The sequence below is a fragment of the Microcoleus sp. MOSTC5 genome (genome assembly GCF_036701825.1).
Classification (GTDB): Bacteria; Cyanobacteriota; Cyanobacteriia; order Cyanobacteriales; family Microcoleaceae; genus Microcoleus; species Microcoleus asticus.
In genome coordinates this window covers 49,881-68,757 of the sequence record NZ_JAUBRK010000013.1, presented here as the reverse complement: position 1 = coordinate 68,757, position 18,877 = coordinate 49,881, and the positions used below count along the sequence as shown (strand labels likewise).

The 18,877-nt window shown below is 42.6% G+C and carries 19 protein-coding genes; 4 read left to right on the top strand and 15 right to left on the bottom strand.

The genetic code is table 11. The features are described 5' to 3' along the window. Positions 1-192: 192 nt before the first annotated feature. The 3 genes from QUA54_RS09425 to QUA54_RS09415 form a co-directional block, all read right to left on the bottom strand. The gene (locus QUA54_RS09425; RefSeq protein WP_333414303.1) at positions 193-573 is read right to left on the bottom strand and encodes a hypothetical protein; all 381 of its coding nucleotides are present in this window, start codon (positions 571-573) and stop codon (positions 193-195) included. Positions 574-659: 86 nt separating this feature from the next. Further along, positions 660-1,046 carry a hypothetical protein gene (locus QUA54_RS09420; protein WP_333414302.1) on the bottom strand — a complete coding sequence of 129 codons (387 nt, stop codon included), beginning with the start codon at positions 1,044-1,046 and terminating at the stop codon, positions 660-662. A gap of 214 nt (positions 1,047-1,260) precedes the next feature. Beyond that, positions 1,261-2,496: a hypothetical protein gene (locus QUA54_RS09415; protein WP_333414301.1), complete on the bottom strand. Its 1,236-nt coding sequence runs from the start codon at positions 2,494-2,496 to the stop codon at positions 1,261-1,263. Between the two features lie 429 nt (positions 2,497-2,925). Here QUA54_RS09415 and QUA54_RS09410 point away from each other — a divergent pair, with 429 nt between their 5' ends. Next, positions 2,926-4,194, top strand: coding sequence for a transposase (locus QUA54_RS09410; protein ID WP_333414300.1), 1,269 nt, complete (start codon positions 2,926-2,928; stop codon positions 4,192-4,194). A 114-nt stretch (positions 4,195-4,308) separates the two neighbouring features. Further along, positions 4,309-4,872 carry a thermonuclease family protein gene (locus QUA54_RS09405; RefSeq protein ID WP_333414299.1) on the top strand — a complete coding sequence of 188 codons (564 nt, stop codon included), beginning with the start codon at positions 4,309-4,311 and terminating at the stop codon, positions 4,870-4,872. 113 nt (positions 4,873-4,985) lie between these two features. Here QUA54_RS09405 and QUA54_RS09400 read toward each other — a convergent pair whose 3' ends face one another. Continuing rightward, positions 4,986-5,198 carry a hypothetical protein gene (locus QUA54_RS09400; protein ID WP_333414298.1) on the bottom strand — a complete coding sequence of 71 codons (213 nt, stop codon included), beginning with the start codon at positions 5,196-5,198 and terminating at the stop codon, positions 4,986-4,988. A 491-nt stretch (positions 5,199-5,689) separates the two neighbouring features. On the opposite strand from QUA54_RS09400, the gene QUA54_RS09395 reads away from it, so the two are divergent. Beyond that, a complete protein-coding gene (locus tag QUA54_RS09395; RefSeq protein ID WP_333414297.1) occupies positions 5,690-6,715 on the top strand; it encodes a hypothetical protein in 1,026 nt (341 codons plus the stop codon). 549 nt (positions 6,716-7,264) lie between these two features. On the opposite strand, the gene QUA54_RS09390 is transcribed toward QUA54_RS09395, so the two are convergent. The 5 genes from QUA54_RS09390 to QUA54_RS09370 all read right to left on the bottom strand — a co-directional run bounded on the left by QUA54_RS09390 (position 7,265) and on the right by QUA54_RS09370 (position 11,947). Beyond that, positions 7,265-8,656, bottom strand: coding sequence for a hypothetical protein (locus QUA54_RS09390; protein WP_333414296.1), 1,392 nt, complete (start codon positions 8,654-8,656; stop codon positions 7,265-7,267). A gap of 297 nt (positions 8,657-8,953) precedes the next feature. Beyond that, a complete protein-coding gene (locus QUA54_RS09385) occupies positions 8,954-10,828 on the bottom strand; it encodes a DUF5906 domain-containing protein (protein WP_333414295.1) in 1,875 nt (624 codons plus the stop codon). A 21-nt stretch (positions 10,829-10,849) separates the two neighbouring features. Further along, complete coding sequence (locus QUA54_RS09380; protein WP_333414294.1) at positions 10,850-11,203, bottom strand: HNH endonuclease; 354 nt, start codon at positions 11,201-11,203, stop codon at positions 10,850-10,852. A gap of 73 nt (positions 11,204-11,276) precedes the next feature. After that, positions 11,277-11,576, bottom strand: a complete 300-nt coding sequence (locus QUA54_RS09375; protein ID WP_333414293.1) for a hypothetical protein — start codon at positions 11,574-11,576, stop codon at positions 11,277-11,279. A gap of 26 nt (positions 11,577-11,602) precedes the next feature. Beyond that, the gene (locus QUA54_RS09370) at positions 11,603-11,947 is read right to left on the bottom strand and encodes a hypothetical protein (protein WP_333414292.1); all 345 of its coding nucleotides are present in this window, start codon (positions 11,945-11,947) and stop codon (positions 11,603-11,605) included. Positions 11,948-12,160: 213 nt separating this feature from the next. Between QUA54_RS09370 and QUA54_RS09365 the strand changes: the two genes are divergently transcribed. Then, positions 12,161-12,346, top strand: coding sequence for a hypothetical protein (locus tag QUA54_RS09365; RefSeq protein ID WP_333414291.1), 186 nt, complete (start codon positions 12,161-12,163; stop codon positions 12,344-12,346). A 241-nt stretch (positions 12,347-12,587) separates the two neighbouring features. Here QUA54_RS09365 and QUA54_RS09360 read toward each other — a convergent pair whose 3' ends face one another. The 6 genes from QUA54_RS09360 to QUA54_RS09335 form a co-directional block, all read right to left on the bottom strand. Next, a complete protein-coding gene (locus QUA54_RS09360) occupies positions 12,588-13,748 on the bottom strand; it encodes a hypothetical protein (protein ID WP_333414290.1) in 1,161 nt (386 codons plus the stop codon). A 3-nt stretch (positions 13,749-13,751) separates the two neighbouring features. Then, the gene (locus QUA54_RS09355; protein WP_333414289.1) at positions 13,752-14,165 is read right to left on the bottom strand and encodes a hypothetical protein; all 414 of its coding nucleotides are present in this window, start codon (positions 14,163-14,165) and stop codon (positions 13,752-13,754) included. After that, positions 14,162-16,585, bottom strand: coding sequence for a hypothetical protein (locus tag QUA54_RS09350; protein ID WP_333414288.1), 2,424 nt, complete (start codon positions 16,583-16,585; stop codon positions 14,162-14,164). Before QUA54_RS09350 ends, QUA54_RS09355 begins: the two co-directional genes overlap by 4 nt. Beyond that, complete coding sequence (locus tag QUA54_RS09345; protein ID WP_333414287.1) at positions 16,582-17,541, bottom strand: PD-(D/E)XK nuclease family protein; 960 nt, start codon at positions 17,539-17,541, stop codon at positions 16,582-16,584. Before QUA54_RS09345 ends, QUA54_RS09350 begins: the two co-directional genes overlap by 4 nt. Before the next feature lie 92 nt (positions 17,542-17,633). After that, positions 17,634-18,077: a hypothetical protein gene (locus QUA54_RS09340; RefSeq protein WP_333414286.1), complete on the bottom strand. Its 444-nt coding sequence runs from the start codon at positions 18,075-18,077 to the stop codon at positions 17,634-17,636. A 377-nt stretch (positions 18,078-18,454) separates the two neighbouring features. Continuing rightward, positions 18,455-18,874 (bottom strand): GFA family protein, encoded by a 420-nt coding sequence (locus QUA54_RS09335; RefSeq protein ID WP_333414285.1) that lies wholly within the window; start codon positions 18,872-18,874, stop codon positions 18,455-18,457. Between the last annotated feature and the right edge of the window lie 3 nt (positions 18,875-18,877).

The following is an 18,877-nucleotide window of genomic DNA, read 5'->3' as shown; positions in this document are numbered from 1 at the left end:
CAAAATTGACTTATAACAATAGTTCCTATTTTCAGAAAAAATGGCTAGAATGGTTGATTTTTCCTTAGTGGAACTTACCTAAAACTCTGATTATGTCATTAATAACAAAAGTTGTACGAAGTATTGTTTAATTAAAAATCAGCTCTGAATTTTATGATAATTCTGAGCTGATTTTGCTGCTGTTGTTAGTTGTTAAACAATAATAACTTTGGTTTTCTTAACTCGTTTGATATTCACTGTTGTGCCAATACTATGTCCATCCCAAATGGCTAATCCGTAGTCACAATGCGAACACATTTCGATGTCGCGAGCGCTATAGTTTCCGCTAATACCAACAACTGTATAACCAGAAGTATTTCTGGGTTTGCCATTGCCGCTAAACAAGGCATAGTAAACCAAAACTTTCTCGTAGTTCTTAGACCGCAAGTATTGCTGAACTAAGCTATCAACTCCAGGCGCATCACCGACTCTGACTTCAAACCCTAGTTCAATGATGCGATTGAGAGATGTATGAGCCTCTGATGGCAATTCCTGGATGGAACGACTGCCAGAAATCATTACTATTTTGTTCATGGTAAAATTCCTCAAATTTTTGGATAGCCAGTAAAAGACTCAAAGATTACTCCTTGAGTCTTTGTGAAGAATGCAATTGCTTCTTACTAACACACCAAGATATAAGCTGAAATCAAGCATTGAATGAAATTGCTTTTTCTGCCTAGACCTTCCCAACGAGAGCCGCGCACACCAACAATGTGATTGCATTGTTCAAGCCAAGCAACTCCACCATATTTTGCGATTGTTTTTAATAATCGTGGATGTTGTTGAAGTTTCGCAACAATAATTTCTGTCATTATTGTCATATCTTGTTGCAAATGTCCAAATTTGTGATTTTGATAAGCAGCTTCAGCATCACGGAAAACCTTGCCATTGAACTCAACTGGGTAGTGATTCTTGAGTTTTCCTTTTCTAAAAGCTAACTCTGTGGGATTAGTTAATGCTGCCCCAATTCCGATGCTGCATCCAGACCAAATATTGATTTCTTTCATCTTTTTCATCTTCTAACTTTTAGCTCGTCAGCACTTTTAATTGAAGTGGTGTAGTAAACCCTGACTTTCTCGGATTGCTCCTTGTTGTTGGTATTTATAAGTAGAGAAAGTCAACATTTTTCGCCGCTAGGCGATTTATCTTCCGGATTGGTCACAGAGTTTTTAATCGCAGTTACATTGGTTACAGAATAGCCAATTTTCTTCCCAATTCCCATCATTTTGGCATCTTTTCTAAATCAAGTTCAGCCACTTCCCGCAGAGCTTCTAAGCGCTTCTTTAAAGTTTTATGTCGGGGAGTTTCTACAACATACTCGTATTTAGAACCTGTATGTTGAAGTTCTGGAATTTGGCAATCAATTAGGTAGCTAAGGCGACCAACTAGCTTTTTAATAACTATTAGCCAAGCCTTAGCTAACGCTTTAGTACGGAAACCAATCCAAGCTTTAAAGTAAGAGCCGTCTTCGCTAACTTGGTAAGCAACATTGGGCGATAATTTAATAAGAGTTGGGATATGAGTAATGCCTAAACTTTTGAGTTCAGTCAAGCTGTAGCTTTGAATTTCTCCACTGTCCCATTGAATTTGAAATGGGCGTAGTGCCTGAATATTCAAACTAATAACTATTCCCCTTTGTTCCAGTTGATTTCGGCGTTGTTCGAGGCAATCGCCCTCTCGAAAACCACTCCATCCATGTTTCTTAGCTAAATGTTTAAGGCAATATTCCCAGGCTTCTTCCCAAGCAATATCAAAGTCGAGAATGTGATAACTTTCTGTACTCAATTGTTTAGTCAATTTCTCTTTGATTTGGTGCTTTTGAATTGGTAGGACAATTTCTAAGAAATTGTCGGGGACTTCAAAAAATAAATGGGTCTTAGCCCTAATTTTTAGGTCATTGAAAGACAAAAAGCGACTGGCTTCTAATTGTTCGGGTGTAAAAACATCTATGGCACAACTTGTTGGGTAGCCAGGGAACAAGTTGATGGGAAAGAGATAATAGTGGTCAAGAGTAAATATGAGAATGTGATGTTCAGTGAGCGATTCTACTTGGAAAGTAGTGGGGTTACTGAATTGTAGTTGTTGCGAATTAGCTAGTACGATTGTTGTGCAAGCGGGAAGTTCTCCAGTAGTTTTTTGAGGAATAAACAGAGGCACAAGGGATATTTTAAGCACCCGAATTTCATCTAAGGTATAATTCCAGGAAAAACTATCTTCGTTGTTACTAGCATCCCAAGTAATTATTACAGGTCTATCGGTTTGATGGAGGGCTGTTATCGTGCCGTAATGGTTGCCAGATTTGACGATATCGCCTACTTTAAAGGGAAGTTGAGCGAAAGGAGGCGGAGTGAGAAAAGGAAAAATTACCGCTACCACTTCTTTGACTTCACTGGGGGGAGCGTTGTCAGGTTTAGAGCAAGTATTTGAGAAGCCAATTAAAGTCGTGTTAGAGTCCATAACCTTTGAGAAGCTAATTGTTTTCAACTTCTCCCGTTAGGGGATATCTTCTCGCGCTTAATCCCTTAACTTTTTGTGGTTTAATATCAACTCCGAACGAGTTTGTGCTTTATTTCGGCTTAAATTTTTTTGAAGTCTTGCTAAGTACCTCCCCTGTTGTCTAATATTGCGATATGGAAAACTCAAGAGCAAAGATACCTACTCCCGAAAAAATTGCTGCTGCCATAGAGACAATTGACCATTTGACTGCTTGGCTACAAGAGTAATTCCTAGGACAACATTTCCTTAGACATTCCCGTCACAAGTCAGACAATTGGTGTATTGTAAAACTTTATTGAGTTTGTAGGCAATTATAGACAACAATGGTATCATATTGCTATGAGTGCGCCAAACAAGGAATAAGTACAACTCAAAAAATGGAAGTCTCAGATGCAGCTAGCAGAAAGGCATATCATTAAATCAACAGAACCTCGTTTCGCCGAAATTGACCAACTAGCCTTCAAATCCAAGAATCTGTACAATGCCGCTAACTATGTCATCCGTCAGAACTTTATTTACGGATGGGGTTATGTCGGTTACAACGAGATGAATCGATTGATGAAATCTCATGAATCATATAAGGCTTTACCCGCCAAAGTTAGTCAGCAAATTTTGATGGTGCTAGATAAGAATTGGAAGTCATTTTTTGAAGCTGTTAAAGCTTACAAAACCGACTCTTCTAAATTCACTGGTCGCCCAAAATTACCCAAGTACAAAGATAAACTTAAAGGGCGAAACCTTCTCGTCTACACAATTCAGGCGATTAGTAGCAAGCAGTTGAGAAGCGGAATAATTAAACTTTCCGGCACTGAACTCTCAATTAAAACTAAAATCAGCCCTGACAAAATTTGTCAAGTTAGGTTGGTTCCGAAATGCGATTCTTATGTAATTGAGGTGATTTATGATGAACCGGAGTCCACCATCAGCAACGCTAATTATATAGCTAGTATTGATTTGGGACTGGACAATTTAGTGGCGTTAACTTCAAATCAACCGGGATTTATCCCTTTGTTGATTAACGGGCGACCATTGAAATCGATTAACCAGTTCTACAACAAACGCTCTTCACGATTACAATCCCAGTTAAAAGGGAACCGCAAAACTTCACCCCGGATTCAGCGCTTAACTCGTTGTCGCAACCAAAAAGTTGATAATTACTTGCATCATGCCAGTCGCCTGATTGTTGCCATTTTAAATACAAAAAAAATTGGGACGCTAGTAATTGGCAGGAATGCACAGTGGAAAACTGAAATTGCTCTCGGTTCGCAAACCAACCAAAACTTTGTTAGTATTCCTCACTCTCGATTAATTGAAATGTTAGAATACAAAGCTCGACTGGTTGGAATCGAAGTAATTGTGCAGGAAGAATCCTACACATCCCGCTCCAGTTTTTTAGGTTTAGACCCAATTCCTGTTTATGGAAAAACCGAAAAAGAGCCTGTGTTTACTGGTAAGCGTATCAAGCGAGGTTTGTACAAAACATCAATTGGTCAATTAATCAATTCTGATATCAACGCTTCGTATAACATCCTCAGAAAAGCAATCCCAAATGCGTTCAGCAATGGGATAGGGAGCTGCGTAGTTCAGCCGAGGCGGGTTAATCCGCTCAAAGTAAAAGTGAAGGGGGAGGGACTTGAAGCCTCCCATGTCTATAAATGACTATACTTTTGCCAGCTATTGATTAAAGATGCCAAATCCTTTAAAGATTGCCAGAAGTGGATTGACCGACAATTGGCATATTCTGCAATAGAAAAAGCGTTTGGGAATCAATAAATGCATAAGTTCCTCAACGCCTTACCCCTGTTAGCCATCGCAGGTTTGATTTGGTTTCACTTCCACCAACCCGACAACGACAAACCCAAACTAGCCAAGCGCCCCAGCGAAACCGAATCCCTGCGCTGCCAAGTGGTTGATGGTTCGGTGTACGATGGCGATACTTTTCGGGTTAAGTGTGACAATCGCGAACAAAAGCTCCGACTGTGCGGCATCGATGCGCCGGAAGCCAAACAACCGCTGGGTATCGAATCGCGAGATTATTTGCGTTCCCTAATCGCCAAAGCCTCCAACAAAGTCATCGTTGTGGAAATGGATCGGGACAAGTACAACCGCACTGTGGCTGAAGTCCTCTTCGATACACGGGATGGCGAACAATCGGTGCAAGAGGAAATGCTCAAAGCGGGTATGGCGTATCACTACAAACAGTACAGCAGCAATTGCCACAACCGCAGCGCGTTCGATATCGCAGAGGAGATGGGGCGATCGCAAAAGCTGGGAGTGTGGCGGTTTCCTGGTGGTGGCCAGCGTCCTTGGGATTATCGCAAACAGAATCAGAGTTGATGTGCGCCAACGATGGGTATACACCAAGGTTGTGTGGGGCGATCGAAATAGCAGGAAGTGTGGCGGCTTCCCAAGGGTGGTGAAAGAGTGTGAAATTATCCTCAGCCAAAGCGTTAACTAGGATGTTTAAATTGTTGTTTTGCCCAGTCTAACAGTTCGTCATAGGTGGAATAAGCGCACAGTATCCGCGATGTATCGCCTTTTTTCCTTACCGCAATCACTTTGCCTCTTCTATCTTCATAACCGGGCTTCCCGGTCATTTCTTCTAACTCTAGCTCGAAGAATGCAAGCGCTTGAATGAATTGAGAAATCTTATTGTCTTCCATTAGTTAATAACTCTTTCATTTAATTGGTACACCATTACACTGGATACAGTTTAACTTATCCATTGCATCACTACACCAATTATAAAACCGAAAACCGTTGCGTTTATGAAACAGGAAAATTCCTGACTTCGAGCGCCCTTGAAGGGATGCTACGAAAGCCGAGAGCCGGAGCCTAAAACTAAGCGGGGAGTGTGGCAGTTGCCGGGAACCAGCGTCAAGCAGGATTATTGTAAACAGAAGAAGTTATGTACAACACTTTCCCCGCCTAGAGCTTGTAACCGCTACAGCAAGGTCAGCATACAGGCAAAAGATGTATAATGCGATTTCAATAATTCACCCCCAAAACTAAGCAATTGGCAGCAGAAAAGAGGTCAATGACAAGTTACTCCCATACTTTTGGGACATATTGACATTAGCGCCGAGGCTTTAGCAGTCCTTAATCAAACTCAATGTGTTACACTTGTAATACAACCTGACTCACTTATGCTCCTATGAACCTCGAACGTAAAACACATAGAGATGGCAACTTGCAGCCTAAAGCATTTAATTGTTTAAAACTTCTCAATGAAAGCTTTACCTATCATAAAGATCATACCCAACGGCATCCGTTCTCAATCTATAGTAACTCAATACAGAAAGTAATACAGTCTTTCAATGCTGTTCTAGATGAAATAGATCGGATTTCTACGGCTTTGTTTAATGCTGATGGAAATTTAGATTATCCTTTAAAGAAGTTGCCTGATTTACAAAAAGAATTACTACACGCCTTACAATCTCACATTGATGATTGCTATTGTGTTCTTAAAGTTATTCATCCATATGATAGCAAGGTTCACGAAAAACATTCAGACCGTTGGTTGGATAAGGTCGGACACCCTGCTTATAAGGATTTTCGGAATGCAATCAATGACTACAGAGAATCCTTTGCTCCTATTGTTAATAAGATTAAACACAATGGTAGTCAATTGCGTCCTATAATGATGTACTCAAGGGGACGTGGCATAGTTGCACGTACTGTAGAGACAAGTATTCAAACTTTCCCTAAAAATGATCGCATTATTGGGTATTTTCTAGAGGGGATGCAACCTAATGGGCATATAGGTCCTGATTGTGAAATTCATCCCGGGGGTATAACCGCTATTTCTTTAAATCGTGACCTACGTTATCACTTTGCAAATCTCTACCGAGTTGGTGATCATTTGAGGGCTGCAATAGCCAGAACTGTTCGTCACTTTCACAAAATAAAACTGCCTCGCGATGTCGCTGTTAATGATACCGCCTCCCAATATAATATAGAGTCAATTGCAGAACGCATCAGTAAACTGCCACTTCTATTCTTTGAGAATGAGTTTTCTAAGAAAACACCAGATATTAAATTCCACCGTCATAATGCAAATGCAGATTTGATTTTGGAGATTCCTGGTTCTCAGTATATGACTTGGCAGGGAGAAGTAATGATTCATTCTGAAATACAAGTAGATGCTGTTTGCCCTTTCTATCAACTTCCTTACAGGTAAGTCAGAAGCGTTTGTAATTCCATCCTAGGCTTGCACCTACTAAAACTTTATCAGAAAAAATCCCTATCCTGACCCAGGGCTTAAAAGTGCTACAGCTACACCGGGAAAAATGATGTTATCTGATGTGTCACGCGGTTCATCACTTGTGGTGTCAACTGGGCTATCGTCTTGAGTAGTAGCTTTTTGCTATGTGTCACGCGGTTCAAGTCTTTTATCGAGTTGGCGGGTATATTCCAGAGTAGCGTCAGCCAGAGCGATCGGAACTTGAAGTAACGCTAAGTAGTTTCAAGCGCGTGACACACGGTTTTTGTTGTTGTCAATAGTTAGCGGGGTGCCGGCTATTTTTCCGACGGTCTTCTACATTTTTTCACTTAGACAAAGACTTAACAGCCCGTCAAAAAAATCCCGCTACGAGTCTAGGGGGGATACGTTGATTTTCCCCTGGTGCTAACTTTATAGAGGTGATAATACAATACGATTAACCCAGGCTTCTTGTCCATGATTCGATTCCAGCTATTGCTAGAAAAATTGTAAAATAGTATTGTCAATTCAGGCTTGTTCAAAGATTTCGTCAATTTTATATTTAATAGCAGTGTACGCTTCTTCCTTTGTTGCCAACCATTCTCCTAGTAGTATTGCTGCTATACTGTCATCACCGTAAGCTTCCCTGAAGTTGGGATAACTGTAACAGAGAGTATTTACTGCTAAAGCACTCCAATCTTGATCGGTTGAATCCAGAGAAACTAGGATAGTCCAGCCACGATAATGCCCCATGTGATTTTCGGAGAATAATTCATTTTGTCCAACCTCATATAATTTATCCTCTGGCCAGATTTCGGGAGGTAATTGTTCATAGATTTTTGTGCTAAGGGTAGCAGCTTGGTAATTGTTGAGAGCTTCTTCAGTTTTACCACTGATCGACATACAGACTCGTTGATAAAGGAATCCATTCGGGATTCTCAATTGATAGGTCTGCGTTTGTGGGTCATAATTATGAATTGCTATTTCTTTCCCCTCAAAAAGCTTTCGATCTAAAGGATGTTTTGCAAAAGGATTAAAGAGAACATGACAACCATCAAGCAATGTTTCTTGATAATTTGGTCTTTCTGCATAAAAACGTTCAACTCCTGTTTCAGTCTCCGATTCAATTGCTCTAGATCCATAGAATATGACTGGATATTTTCCTTCGCCAGCAAGGGCACGAACCTTGCAAATAGTTGCTCGATTATTAAAAATAATGGCGCTTACATCCGCCATATTTTCATTGGTAAATAAGCCTAAATCAATTTCCGAATTGGGGTTTTTCTGTACTTGATATTTTCGAGATTCCCCTACAACAAACAATTCTCCTTCCTGATCGCCTGAAATTGTCAAAGGTCGGTCATAGGCGTAAAGAACGCGAATAATAGCTAGACAATCTTGAAGATAAAAGAATGGCTGATCGAAGGGGCTAACGCATATTACAAATGGCTTATTTTGAACATGAGTGAGTTTTGAATATGATTTCTGGAATTTCTTAAATTTCTCAGTAACTGCTTGTAATAGTCGAAGCGTAGATAACCTTAAAATATCATCCATTTCGGCTTCTTCGGGTCTGACCTGATCTCTATCCCATTCAGGACGATGACCTTTAGGGTGGTTTGCTGTAGTCGCTTCAGCAATAAATTCGCCATAAGGAGAAGTTAATACAAAATCTGGAGATGAATGAGATAGATTTGCTTTACATTTAAGCTCTTTAAAAAATGCAAAAAGATACAATTCCCAAAATGATGAATTAAACGTTGTCTGGAACTCCTTGACAAATTTACCATCTCGATCAACAAAACCATCCGCCCAATTTTTCAAGACTTCACTTTCCGGGTCAAAGAATCCTGGTTTAGTGATAAAACGAAAGTTAGGATGTTGAAGTTCTTGAGATACGATAGGTGTGAAGAGATCCATAGTTCAAGAATTAGGGTAGTGACTACCAGCTTAGCCCATAGTGCAATATTTTGCGTGACCTAATACCTGTATTGGAGCAGACGGACAGACATTAGTGGAGTTGCAAAGGCTGCTTGCAGGCACTCAACAGAAATGTTATGCCGACATGGGAAATATTACATCTAAATTTCTACAATTGCTATAGACTCATCAGGATATGCTGATATCCTCACCCAGGGCTTAAAACTGTTAAGGCTAGGCGGGGAAAACCAAGATTGCGGGTCTACACCAAACTCAGACAGCCATCTTGGGGTTAGGTTAAGGCTGAGTTTTGCTTTTTTTCCAAAGTTTAACTAGCCGTCTAAAATCCTCATTTTCATCGTTGCTTAGCATCGCTTTAACCGCTTCCTTGACTCCCAATTCATGGACGCGGCAATAGACATCATTGGCGGCTGCGGGGTTTTTATCCGCGATCGCTTGGAGTATCCGCGCTTGCAACCTTTGAACCTGCTCTTCATGGGTGGCGGCAATTCCGTCGGTGGTTGGTTCGACTGACAGAGTGGATTCATCGGATGAATGCGGGGTGTGAAGGGGTTGAGACGGGGTTGGCAAGGGGTTTGTCGGTTGGCTTAAATTCCCGTCTGGTAAGAGTTCTGATATTTCGACGGGGTTGGTGGGGTTCAAACCTACTTTTTCTATTATTTCTGACTGATGACTTGTGATGTGGGTTTCCTCAGTCAACGGAGAGAAAGAAGATTCTAAGTTTTCTGAAAAGTTTTGAGACTCTAAACCCTGTAAATGGCTGTAATTCCCGTCTGATAAGGATTCCAAACCCCTTACTAATCCCGTATTAACACCATCGCACCCCGTATCACTTGGGATATTCTGGGGGATAAGCGCCGAAAGTGAATCAGAATGAGTGGGTGATGTTTCCCCTTCGGTGCGGAACCTCAATCCTTCAAACCAACTGCGACCCCCGGAGCGTTTCCACTTGACGCCACTGAGTTCCAGATAATCGTTGCAGAGTTCCGAGAGCATCTTGGGATACTTGATATGAGAAACTGCTTTGAGATTGGAGTCGCACCAATTTTTGTAGTGTTCGTAGAGTTTGCCCGTCGGTATGGAAGCAGTCGGGTCTACAATCAAACAATCGTCGAAGTGAGCCGCGACGCTGTTGGTTTGCAGCTTCATATCCCATTCTTGGAGTTTGAATTCGGCAATTTGATTCTTGCCCAGTCCTTGAATGCGTTCGCTGACGGTGCTGTCAGAAAGGTTGAGGGCTACGGCAATAAGCTGAGAGATTTCTGCATCCATCCCCGCTTCAATTCTCGAATTTCGCATCACCGTGGGTAATGGATTGTCGAAGTGAACCAGGCACAGGCGACGGTCTAAACCCGTAGTATCGCCTACAAAAATTGGGTTGTTGCTTCCCACAACCAACAAGCCGTAGAAGAAAGCATCAGAAGCCGGCTTGTACACTTCCCGGTAGCTGACGGCATCGCCACCAGTCATGGATAGTATCGCATCCACACCCGAAGCAGCGCGTTCGTCGGGACAGGCTACCAATTGCTTGTCGATGATGCTAGCCATTGTCGAACCGTCGTCCATGCTCCTTAACTTGCATCCCTTCCAATTCTCCCGCCCTACTATTTTCTGAAGTAGTCGAATAAACGTACCTTTGCCGCTCCCCGGTTTTCCGATTAAGTGAACGAACATCTGCAAGTCGAAGAAGCGGAATTTGAGCAATCCGTTGACGATCGCCAATAGTTTGAGGATTTTCTGGCGATCGCCCTGCATCGCCGTATTCATCCATCGGTAAGTGTTCGGGCAATTGTTTCGGAGCGTGTCAATCGCATCCGAGTCAGTTCCCGTCAAAGGCTTGTATTGATAAGGTAAGTATGAGGTAAAACCCATACCTGGAGAATGTTTGAGGATTTCCCCGGTGTTGCTATCCCATACCGAATCCTCGAAAGCGATGTAGCGTTTTCGATCCCAGATATCCCAGTGTTTGACCCGCAAATCATCAGTCAGGAGGCTTAGTACATCGGTGATGTAACTCGAACCTTTGTACTCAATATTTCTAGCATCGATGGTGGTTTTGACCAGGGTTCTAAAATTCCCGTCATCGGTACGTTCCCAATGCTTGCCAGTCCAAAGTCGCCAAGTTTTGGTTTCGTTGTCGAATTTCCACATCTGCCCGTAATCTTCAGCGTTTCATACCGATTCCAGAGAGCACTCCATAATATCCCAGTCAAGGCCATCATCGGGGAACAAGGATAATTGCCCCGGCGATACGTTGGATTGACCGCGGTTGTGATACGACAGGTGACACGCGGTACACAGAGCGATTAAGTTCTCTGGGCGGTTGTCCTCCGGTATCCGATTGCGGTGGTGCACCGCCAAAGTTAAAGCACACCGTTCAGACTTGGTTAAGCTTTGTTTACCGGGTCGGAGTTTACCGGGTCGGAGGCATTGTTGATGGCACTTAGCACAGCGCCAAAGAGCGTTTTCTTTCACCGAGAGCGCAATTTGTTGCCAATTGTCGGGATACCTCTTTGGTTTAGGCATAGCGGTAAAAGCTCATCTTTTTAAAATATGGCGATCGCTCTGTTAAGTAAATTCAATTCAAAATTATCAGCAGCTAATCAACTTCAACGCTTTCTTGATTCTCCCACAGGAATTCTGCCAATAAGCGAAAATCTTCAATGCTCGGCTTATACTCGCAAGCCACTTCCCATGCTTCGGTTAAAATAGCCCATTCCTCTGGAGTCTCAGGTTTTTGGCGCACCAGGGTGAGGAAATTGGTTTTGATGCGGGCTTCTGCGGTGTCCACTCCAAACCTAACCAGTTGTAGTTCTAACGCGGGATAGCTGCTGCTGGCGAGGATGTCGGCGCAGTCGGTATCTAGCAAATCCAGCGGTTCGATGGGCGGGTCAGTCATTCTCTGCATTCCATATTTATTAGTGCCTATCTCACCATCATTTCACGCTTGTCTGACTCTTGAGCGATCGCCAAGTCAGAGCATACCAAATACACAGCAGCAGAAACTCGCTTGGCGATCGCACACAGTCCCGCTCCCCTAGGTTTTTTAGTTTGTGACTCCTGGGCTGATGATGGTGAGGAAACTTGAAAAGCAGCGGCTACACAACTTCTGTTAAGCTTGCTATCCTGAAGTTGTCCTAAAAAATCAACCCTATGGATTTCATCACTTTCTTGCAAAATATCAACAGCAACATCCTCAGCAGCATCGCTATCTTCTTTAATTTGGTGCTGTTCGTTCAACTGATAGTCGCCTGTTGCCATGGAATCCATCGGGGTTGGACGATCGGTGAAGCAACTGTAGGCAAAATATTCTTACTAACCACCATCGCTGCAATCATGTTTCGCTTGTGGCAATCCTGGCCGCATGAGTTTGCGGTGTTAAGTGTGTGGCCTCAAGGCGCGTTTTGGGTGTTTGTTGGGGGATTAGTCGGCTGCACTTCCAAGTGGGGTGTGGAACGAGCGTTTTTGCGTGGCTGATAATTTTTGATACCGCTGCGGGGGATTGTCCCCATCTCGGCTGTGGTTGGAAGGTTGGGGGTTGAAAAACTATTAGGAGTGATCGCACCCCGCCACCAACTTCTCGCACAGTTGCGTCGGGCGATCGCCTGTGCCCTACCAGATCTGATAACGGGTTATCGATCGCGATGGGCGACTTCTCGAATGAAATAGCAACCACTTCAAACCCTTATCTGGTAAAAATTTCAAGTGCTATCTTGCCCTTTGTGACAACTTCGCTATTTCGCTCGCCTGACTGGGAGTAGCGATGGGGTACGTATTTCTTTACATTGCGTCCTCGAACAGTGCGTATTTTGGCTTTACCTATTCACTTGTACACTAAGTTTTCCGAGAAGTATAATTAGAAATTATCAAAAAGTTCTATTTTAAAAAACTGCCTTTAACTACAGCTATGTTAATCACAAAATCCCAATATTTTAAATGCTTTAGCTTCCCAAGCTTCGTAGCACTCTGGACAAGTCAGTAGAATATGAGCTGCCCAATTTAGAATATCTTCTAGCGAGATATCTAGCGGAATTTCATGAATTTGACCGTTGTCTGGTAACGAAACTTCATAACGATGGGAATTAGGCATAAAATTCTGAATATTATCAATAGCTACTTTTACTAGACGGTCTAATAAAGCCTCTGAACAGATTAAGTTGAAATCATATTCTTGAGTATAATCTTTTGTATAGTTCTCCCAGGCACGACGTATTGTAATTACACTCTGTTCGTTGTGTTGGTTAGGAGTCAGTGCTTTGTAGCAAGCATATACTCGTGCTGACAAAGGTGGATGTTCGTCCCCAAAATCAACATCGAAAGGCTTGTGACGTGACCGAAGCCCCATATCCACACATGAGATGTAGTGAGCTGTTCCACAAGCAAAAGTGCCGAAAATGTCACAGAAAATTTCATTCAATCTGTTTGTATCCCAATATTGTACTGCTTGGTCGAATTGTTGATTACGTTCAATTTTTCGCTCAGGAGTTATTGGTCCAGACTTCTGGCGCAACTCATTGAAATATAAGTAAATCTCGGTAGCGAGATTCTCAGGAATTTCGTTAAATTTCTGGAAAACATCATGTCCCAGCTCATGATAAAGTCCTGGCATTTCCAACAGGGAAACTGCCAGTTGTGGTGGTGCAAAAATCCATGGAGCCTCCGGTGGATTTGGAAGAGTAGCAAGTGGTCCATTCTGATTTACAGTAATATCCTTGATCCAAAAAAGACCGCATCGCTTTGCACTTAGGAGAAGAAGTTTTCTTAAAGCTAAATCAGCTTGAGTTTCCTGCTGAAGCGCGGGTAGATAATAGTAGTTAAAGAGCAATATAGAGTATTCAATGTCATGAACAATCGGAAGTGCTCTATGAAGCAGTCTAGAAGAACCAGTTTTTACAATCGATTGAAGCTTTTTGTGAAGAGCTTGTGTAGTTTTTAGCTTCTGTTGGAGATAATTTATTAACCATTGATGTTTTACTTTTTTATTTCCAAGAGCCTGAAGCTCTTTATCAATGCGACCCAAGACGACTGCGTATTCAGCCGTCTTGGCTTTGAGATACTCTAAATTTGCCATAGTTTATCGGAAATAAAGGCGCTGGATACCTTCAACAAACTCGCTATCTAAAAGTGAGAGAATGTCTTCTAAAATTGGCATATCTGCATCTCTTAGTTGCTCGGAAGTTTGTAATCTGTTAGCAAGTTCTTTGAGATCCTGTTGCCAGTCTTCCAGAGGCTTCTTGTGATTCTTTATCCGATAGATAAGCACCTGAATATCTGTCGGGGTAGCTTTACTTTCTCCTAGTGCTGCTTCCAAACGACTGACAAAATTGTGAAGGATCTGTCGGCTACTCAATACATCTTCCTCTGAAAAACCTAAATCCGCAGTTTTACCCAAAGCTTCAGCCTCTAGCGCCAGTAGAGCTGAGTTCAGTTCGCGGAGCAGTTGCTGCTCGCGATCGAGATGTCCAGATACGAACCCTAATTTGCTCATAAGTTCGCTTCCTCCTTATTAAGGATTGTATCATCCAAATCATCAGATTCAATTTCTTGTAACTCTTCTTCATCTTCCTCCTCAATTTCTGGATGGAACGTTTCGCGCAGAGCTAGATCCGTCCACCGTATGGTTACTGGAAGTGCAATCTCGATATTTGGCGCGTTCCAATTTAGGTGTGTAAGATAATACGCATCTTCTGCAATCTCTTGGATGTTGAAGTTGCCAATGGTTTCCACCACTTCCAAAAGCAAATTGTTGGCTGTTTTACCGCGCGAACTATCCCAGGCCCCAGGTCTGCCTGTAGTGGTTAGGATAATTCTTTGTGAATCTAAAATCAAGTAAGTCCCAAACAGCGTATTTTGCAGAAATTCTCGGCTATTTTCCTCTACCACAGTAAACAAACGTACAGGTAAGTGACTCTTACGAATTTCTACGACGGCACAGCGAAAATCTTCTGGTAAAATACCCTCCTTTTTCAGACGTGCTACTGTTTCTTGGAGCGCTAAGCTTTCACTAAGCCACCACCGACCATCCCGATGAATAATAATGCTTTTAATTTGATGACCATCTTGAACGATAGACCGAATAGTTTCCTCAAGACGCTTCCGTAACTCTGGCTTCTTGATACCTTCGTGCATTCGCCCTCTTACGGTAGAGTTCCCGAAGTGTTGCTGGATTAGCCTTCCACCTGTTCCGTAGAGAAAATGATATCCAACTTTGCCAAACAGCAAATCGATACCAATGTGCAAATCGTGATGTAACGGATCTGCTATTACCCAGGGTTGGATACCAGCTTCAGTTGATACCGCTAGAGCTAGATTCTGTAACTGACTCGCAGCCAGTTGAGAATTGTGTTTTCTTGCAATGTTCCAAACTACTCTTTCAGTCACGCATTGGGACAGAACGGGGCTGAGGGCTTCCTTCAATTCACCATGTACGGTTTCTAAGAACTTATCCCATAGAACAATAATTGCTAAAGATTTAAAATTGCTCGATCGTACCTCTGCCAACATACGAAGCAACGAGCTTCCCCTACGTTCGTGGCGCCCAATTTGATACGCTCGTTGCTGGACAATCTGAGGAGATTGTCCTGTCTGTTGTTTAATTTCATCCTGTAAGTCTCGCACAAAAGTCTCGCGAGTGTCCCTCTCAAGTATTGATGGATATAACAGAATTAAGTTAGGAATCGGCTCATTGTGGTATGCTCCATTTCTATAAAGTGTTGCTAGCTTACTTGATGCCCAACCCATAATCAGCTTATCGAAGAGCTGATTTGTCTTAGGAGGAACTGAACCTTTAGGAAACGGCTTATGAATTTCACCTTTTCCAAATTCTAAGCGCGGAGGAATAAAAATGGTTCTTTCTTTTTTTAAGTAAGACTGCTGAATGGAAACTGATATATCTTCATATTTCACGTCAGACAGTTCGTTAAGGAAGGTTGAGATAGTATTGACTCGTTCGTCTGGAGCCATCTGAGAACGAATTGAGCATTTCCGAATTCCTTCATATTCTGTTGTAAAAATAGGAAAAAGACGCGAAATAGGTACTGCTATAGATGTTTCTTTTGCCCGGTCTTGTACAAGAATTGCTGCTTCCTTGGGATGAACTGTGATATTTGGATAGCGGGAACAATAGTATTCGTATATAGTTTTTTCTGGCAAATTAAAAGTATACTCATTGATAGTTTTATCTGTATTCCCTGTGTAACGACACGGAATTTTTACAGCATTATTGTCACGTAAAAAATAAGCCCTTTCATCAGCTCGAATGGTTAAATCCAGGTGTTTCTGTAAAATATTCTGCTTTTCCTCCTCCGTATACTCTTGTAGAGATTTTTTGCTAACGTATTTCGTTCGTATATCAGCAGCCAAATGAATCCCGCCATCTTGCAATAAAACAATACCAAATTTTAGTCCGCGGTAAGCATTGATAATATCTCTTTCTACTCCTTCGTTTTCAGGAACTTGACGAAAAAATAATGTCCAATCTGAGCGCCAAAATTTATCTTCAAAAGCCTGAAAAATATCTGTAAAAGGTCTTTCCAACATTCGACAGACCAGCTCTCTCTCACTTCCAACAGCCTCTTCAATGGTTACTTCAAAGGTTTTATCTGTCACTTCAATATGATAAACCTTATCAGGCACATCTGTGATTTCCACAGTATGGCCTACAGGAGGGCTACTTCCATCAGGAATTAAAAATCCAGTTCCATCAAAACGTGTCGTAGGATAAACTGGGCAGCGCAATTCTTCACGCCATAATCTATCAGCCCACCGCTGGATTCTGATAGATTTATTATTATCTTGCGGTACTTGCTCTAGCACTTTCAATAGACGAAAGCGGTAACGTGTCTTTTCAAGACCTAGTAAGGGATATAGTGTTGCTGCAAGGTGTCTAGTTGGTTCTATTTTATTCATACTTCAAGCACTCTTTGGCAAAGTTTTTTAAACTGGCATTGCTGACAAATTCTAACAGAGTTAGCAAAATCAAAATCTTCTAAGCTAAATTTTATTTCACCATCATTATTGCTAAATCGCTGAACGTAAGCAATACTACGACGTATCGAGGAAAGCGTATATTCCCGTTGTTCTAGATCCATTTTAAATGTCTCATGCTTTACCGGATCGCTTCCAAAATAAACTACGTGAGCCTCAATACTTTCTAAAGGATATTCTAAAGTCAAGTGAGGCCAAAGTTGGTACACACTTATTTGGAATTCCGATTGCGAATTTCGCCCTGATAGTTTTGATGAATGGTTCCCTGTTTTCCAATCGAAAATCGTGAATTTTTTATCGGGAGTAACCAAGGCGAGATCTACTTTAGCTATGACTTGGACATTATCAATTACAAAACCTGGTGCGTGAGAACCGTAAATATTAGGTTCAATCCAGATTTGCTTTGCACTTTGAACTGCTTTTGTAAGTTCGGTCTGTTCTACCCAAGCAGTAAATCGGTTAACTAATGCTTCGAGAAACTGGAGTATTACCTGAGAGTTTTTAGCTGAAAGTTCCAGGTCATATTCATGCTCAAACAGTGCTAATCCACCAGCCTTGTCAATTAACTGAGGAGTCTCGCGAAAACTTCTACTCTCAGAAAAAGCCCATTCCTTCTCTATCTTATTTTTTAAACTCCTAAGCCATGTTTTAGATAGCAAAGAGTCTCTCCGTAGAATACGTTTGAGGGAGTTAGCAACTACAGAATGAAAAATATTTCCCTGCCACATAGGGATATTTGTTAGCTTTTTTAAAAAGGCTATTTCCTTGAGTGTAGTATCTCGGCTGTTAATTCTAGCAGGTGCAAGATAGTCGAAGTAATATTGTCGTTCACAAGTATTTAGGACTTGAGCGCGACTAACCGACCAGTTATTTTTCAATTTTTATACCCCCTTTTTTAATCAATAGCTCTTGTGTTAATGAATAGTACGGTTACTTCCTATTCTTACTGTACACTGCTGCGACCATCGCCTCAAACCGAATCATCCATCCACCCGCAAGCCGAACAATCCCAATGAACCGGGGGCGTTTCGTACTGGAGGAACGGGCGTTCACACCGGGGACACCGACCAGTAAACAGTGGGTGGGTATCCAAAAGTTCTAACTGCTGCTCTAGCGTCCACCGCTGCCTCGGTTGCAGAATCAATTCGCCGTTGTAGTAGCTCGCGCCTTCCGGTTCCCACAATTCCTCCGGTTCAGCATTGGGGTCTTCTCGAAAGTCGGGGCAAGTGTCGCCGTTGGGGCCTGCGGGATGGACGGCACAGACGAGGTGTGGGTTGCGGCCGTAGAGGAGACAGCGATGGCATTCGGGGAGTTTGGGCATGGGGGGGTGAGGTTTTAGTTTGGATTTAGTTTCCCAAAAAATGAGGTGTTGGTGGCGATCGCGGAACCGTGATTGCAGTCTTCGAGATTTCACAACAAATCCTCTCTGATTGTTTGCAGCTTAAATTCCCTAGCATTCCGCATCTGCTTTCGTGAAAAAATTCAAATACTTCAAATTGGCAGGCGATTCGAGCGTGTTTTAGTAGGCAGTTCTAAGACTTTCCTCTCTCTACAGGACTAAGTTTAAGGATAGAATGCGATCGTTTGCATTAGATTTCAAACTATAAATCTAGCGGTACACTTTACTCTCCAAGCATTGGTCGTACCTGCAATCTCTCTTCAGTTCCAATTAGAACCTCCAACGATCGGCTTTTATTTTGATTGCAACCTGTAGTTCATGTCGCATACATAGCGATCGCTCCGCACAAGCTGGGCCGACGGCTGGAGGATCTTTTTAGGCACGTTCTTGCTCTACCATGACTCTGGATACTCGGCGTGGGTTGGAAGCCCCCCGCTAGCACAACTCCACGGCGCTCTCGATGCCCAGAAAATGCGATCGGTCGGAGCCATAGGCGGTGCTGTATCCAGCGAGCCGGCTGGAATCACCACAATTAGGCCGTTGCGCGTTAGACGCGGGACTGGGCACCCGCAATGACTGCAAAACCATTTGCTGAAGCTCGTTGCTGTGGGAAGGTCGTAACGCGTGATGCCTTCCTCCCCTGAAAGCCATCGGAACTGGCTCGGCTCAACGGTTAGATTTGTGGCGTGGCCTGTGCCCGTGCCTTTGCGACACCGCGAGCAGTAGCAATGAGCCATTTTCTGGAACGGTGGGTTCACTTCAAAGGTCACAGTTCCGCAAAGGCAACTACCGTGAATGCTGGGCTTATCCATCTG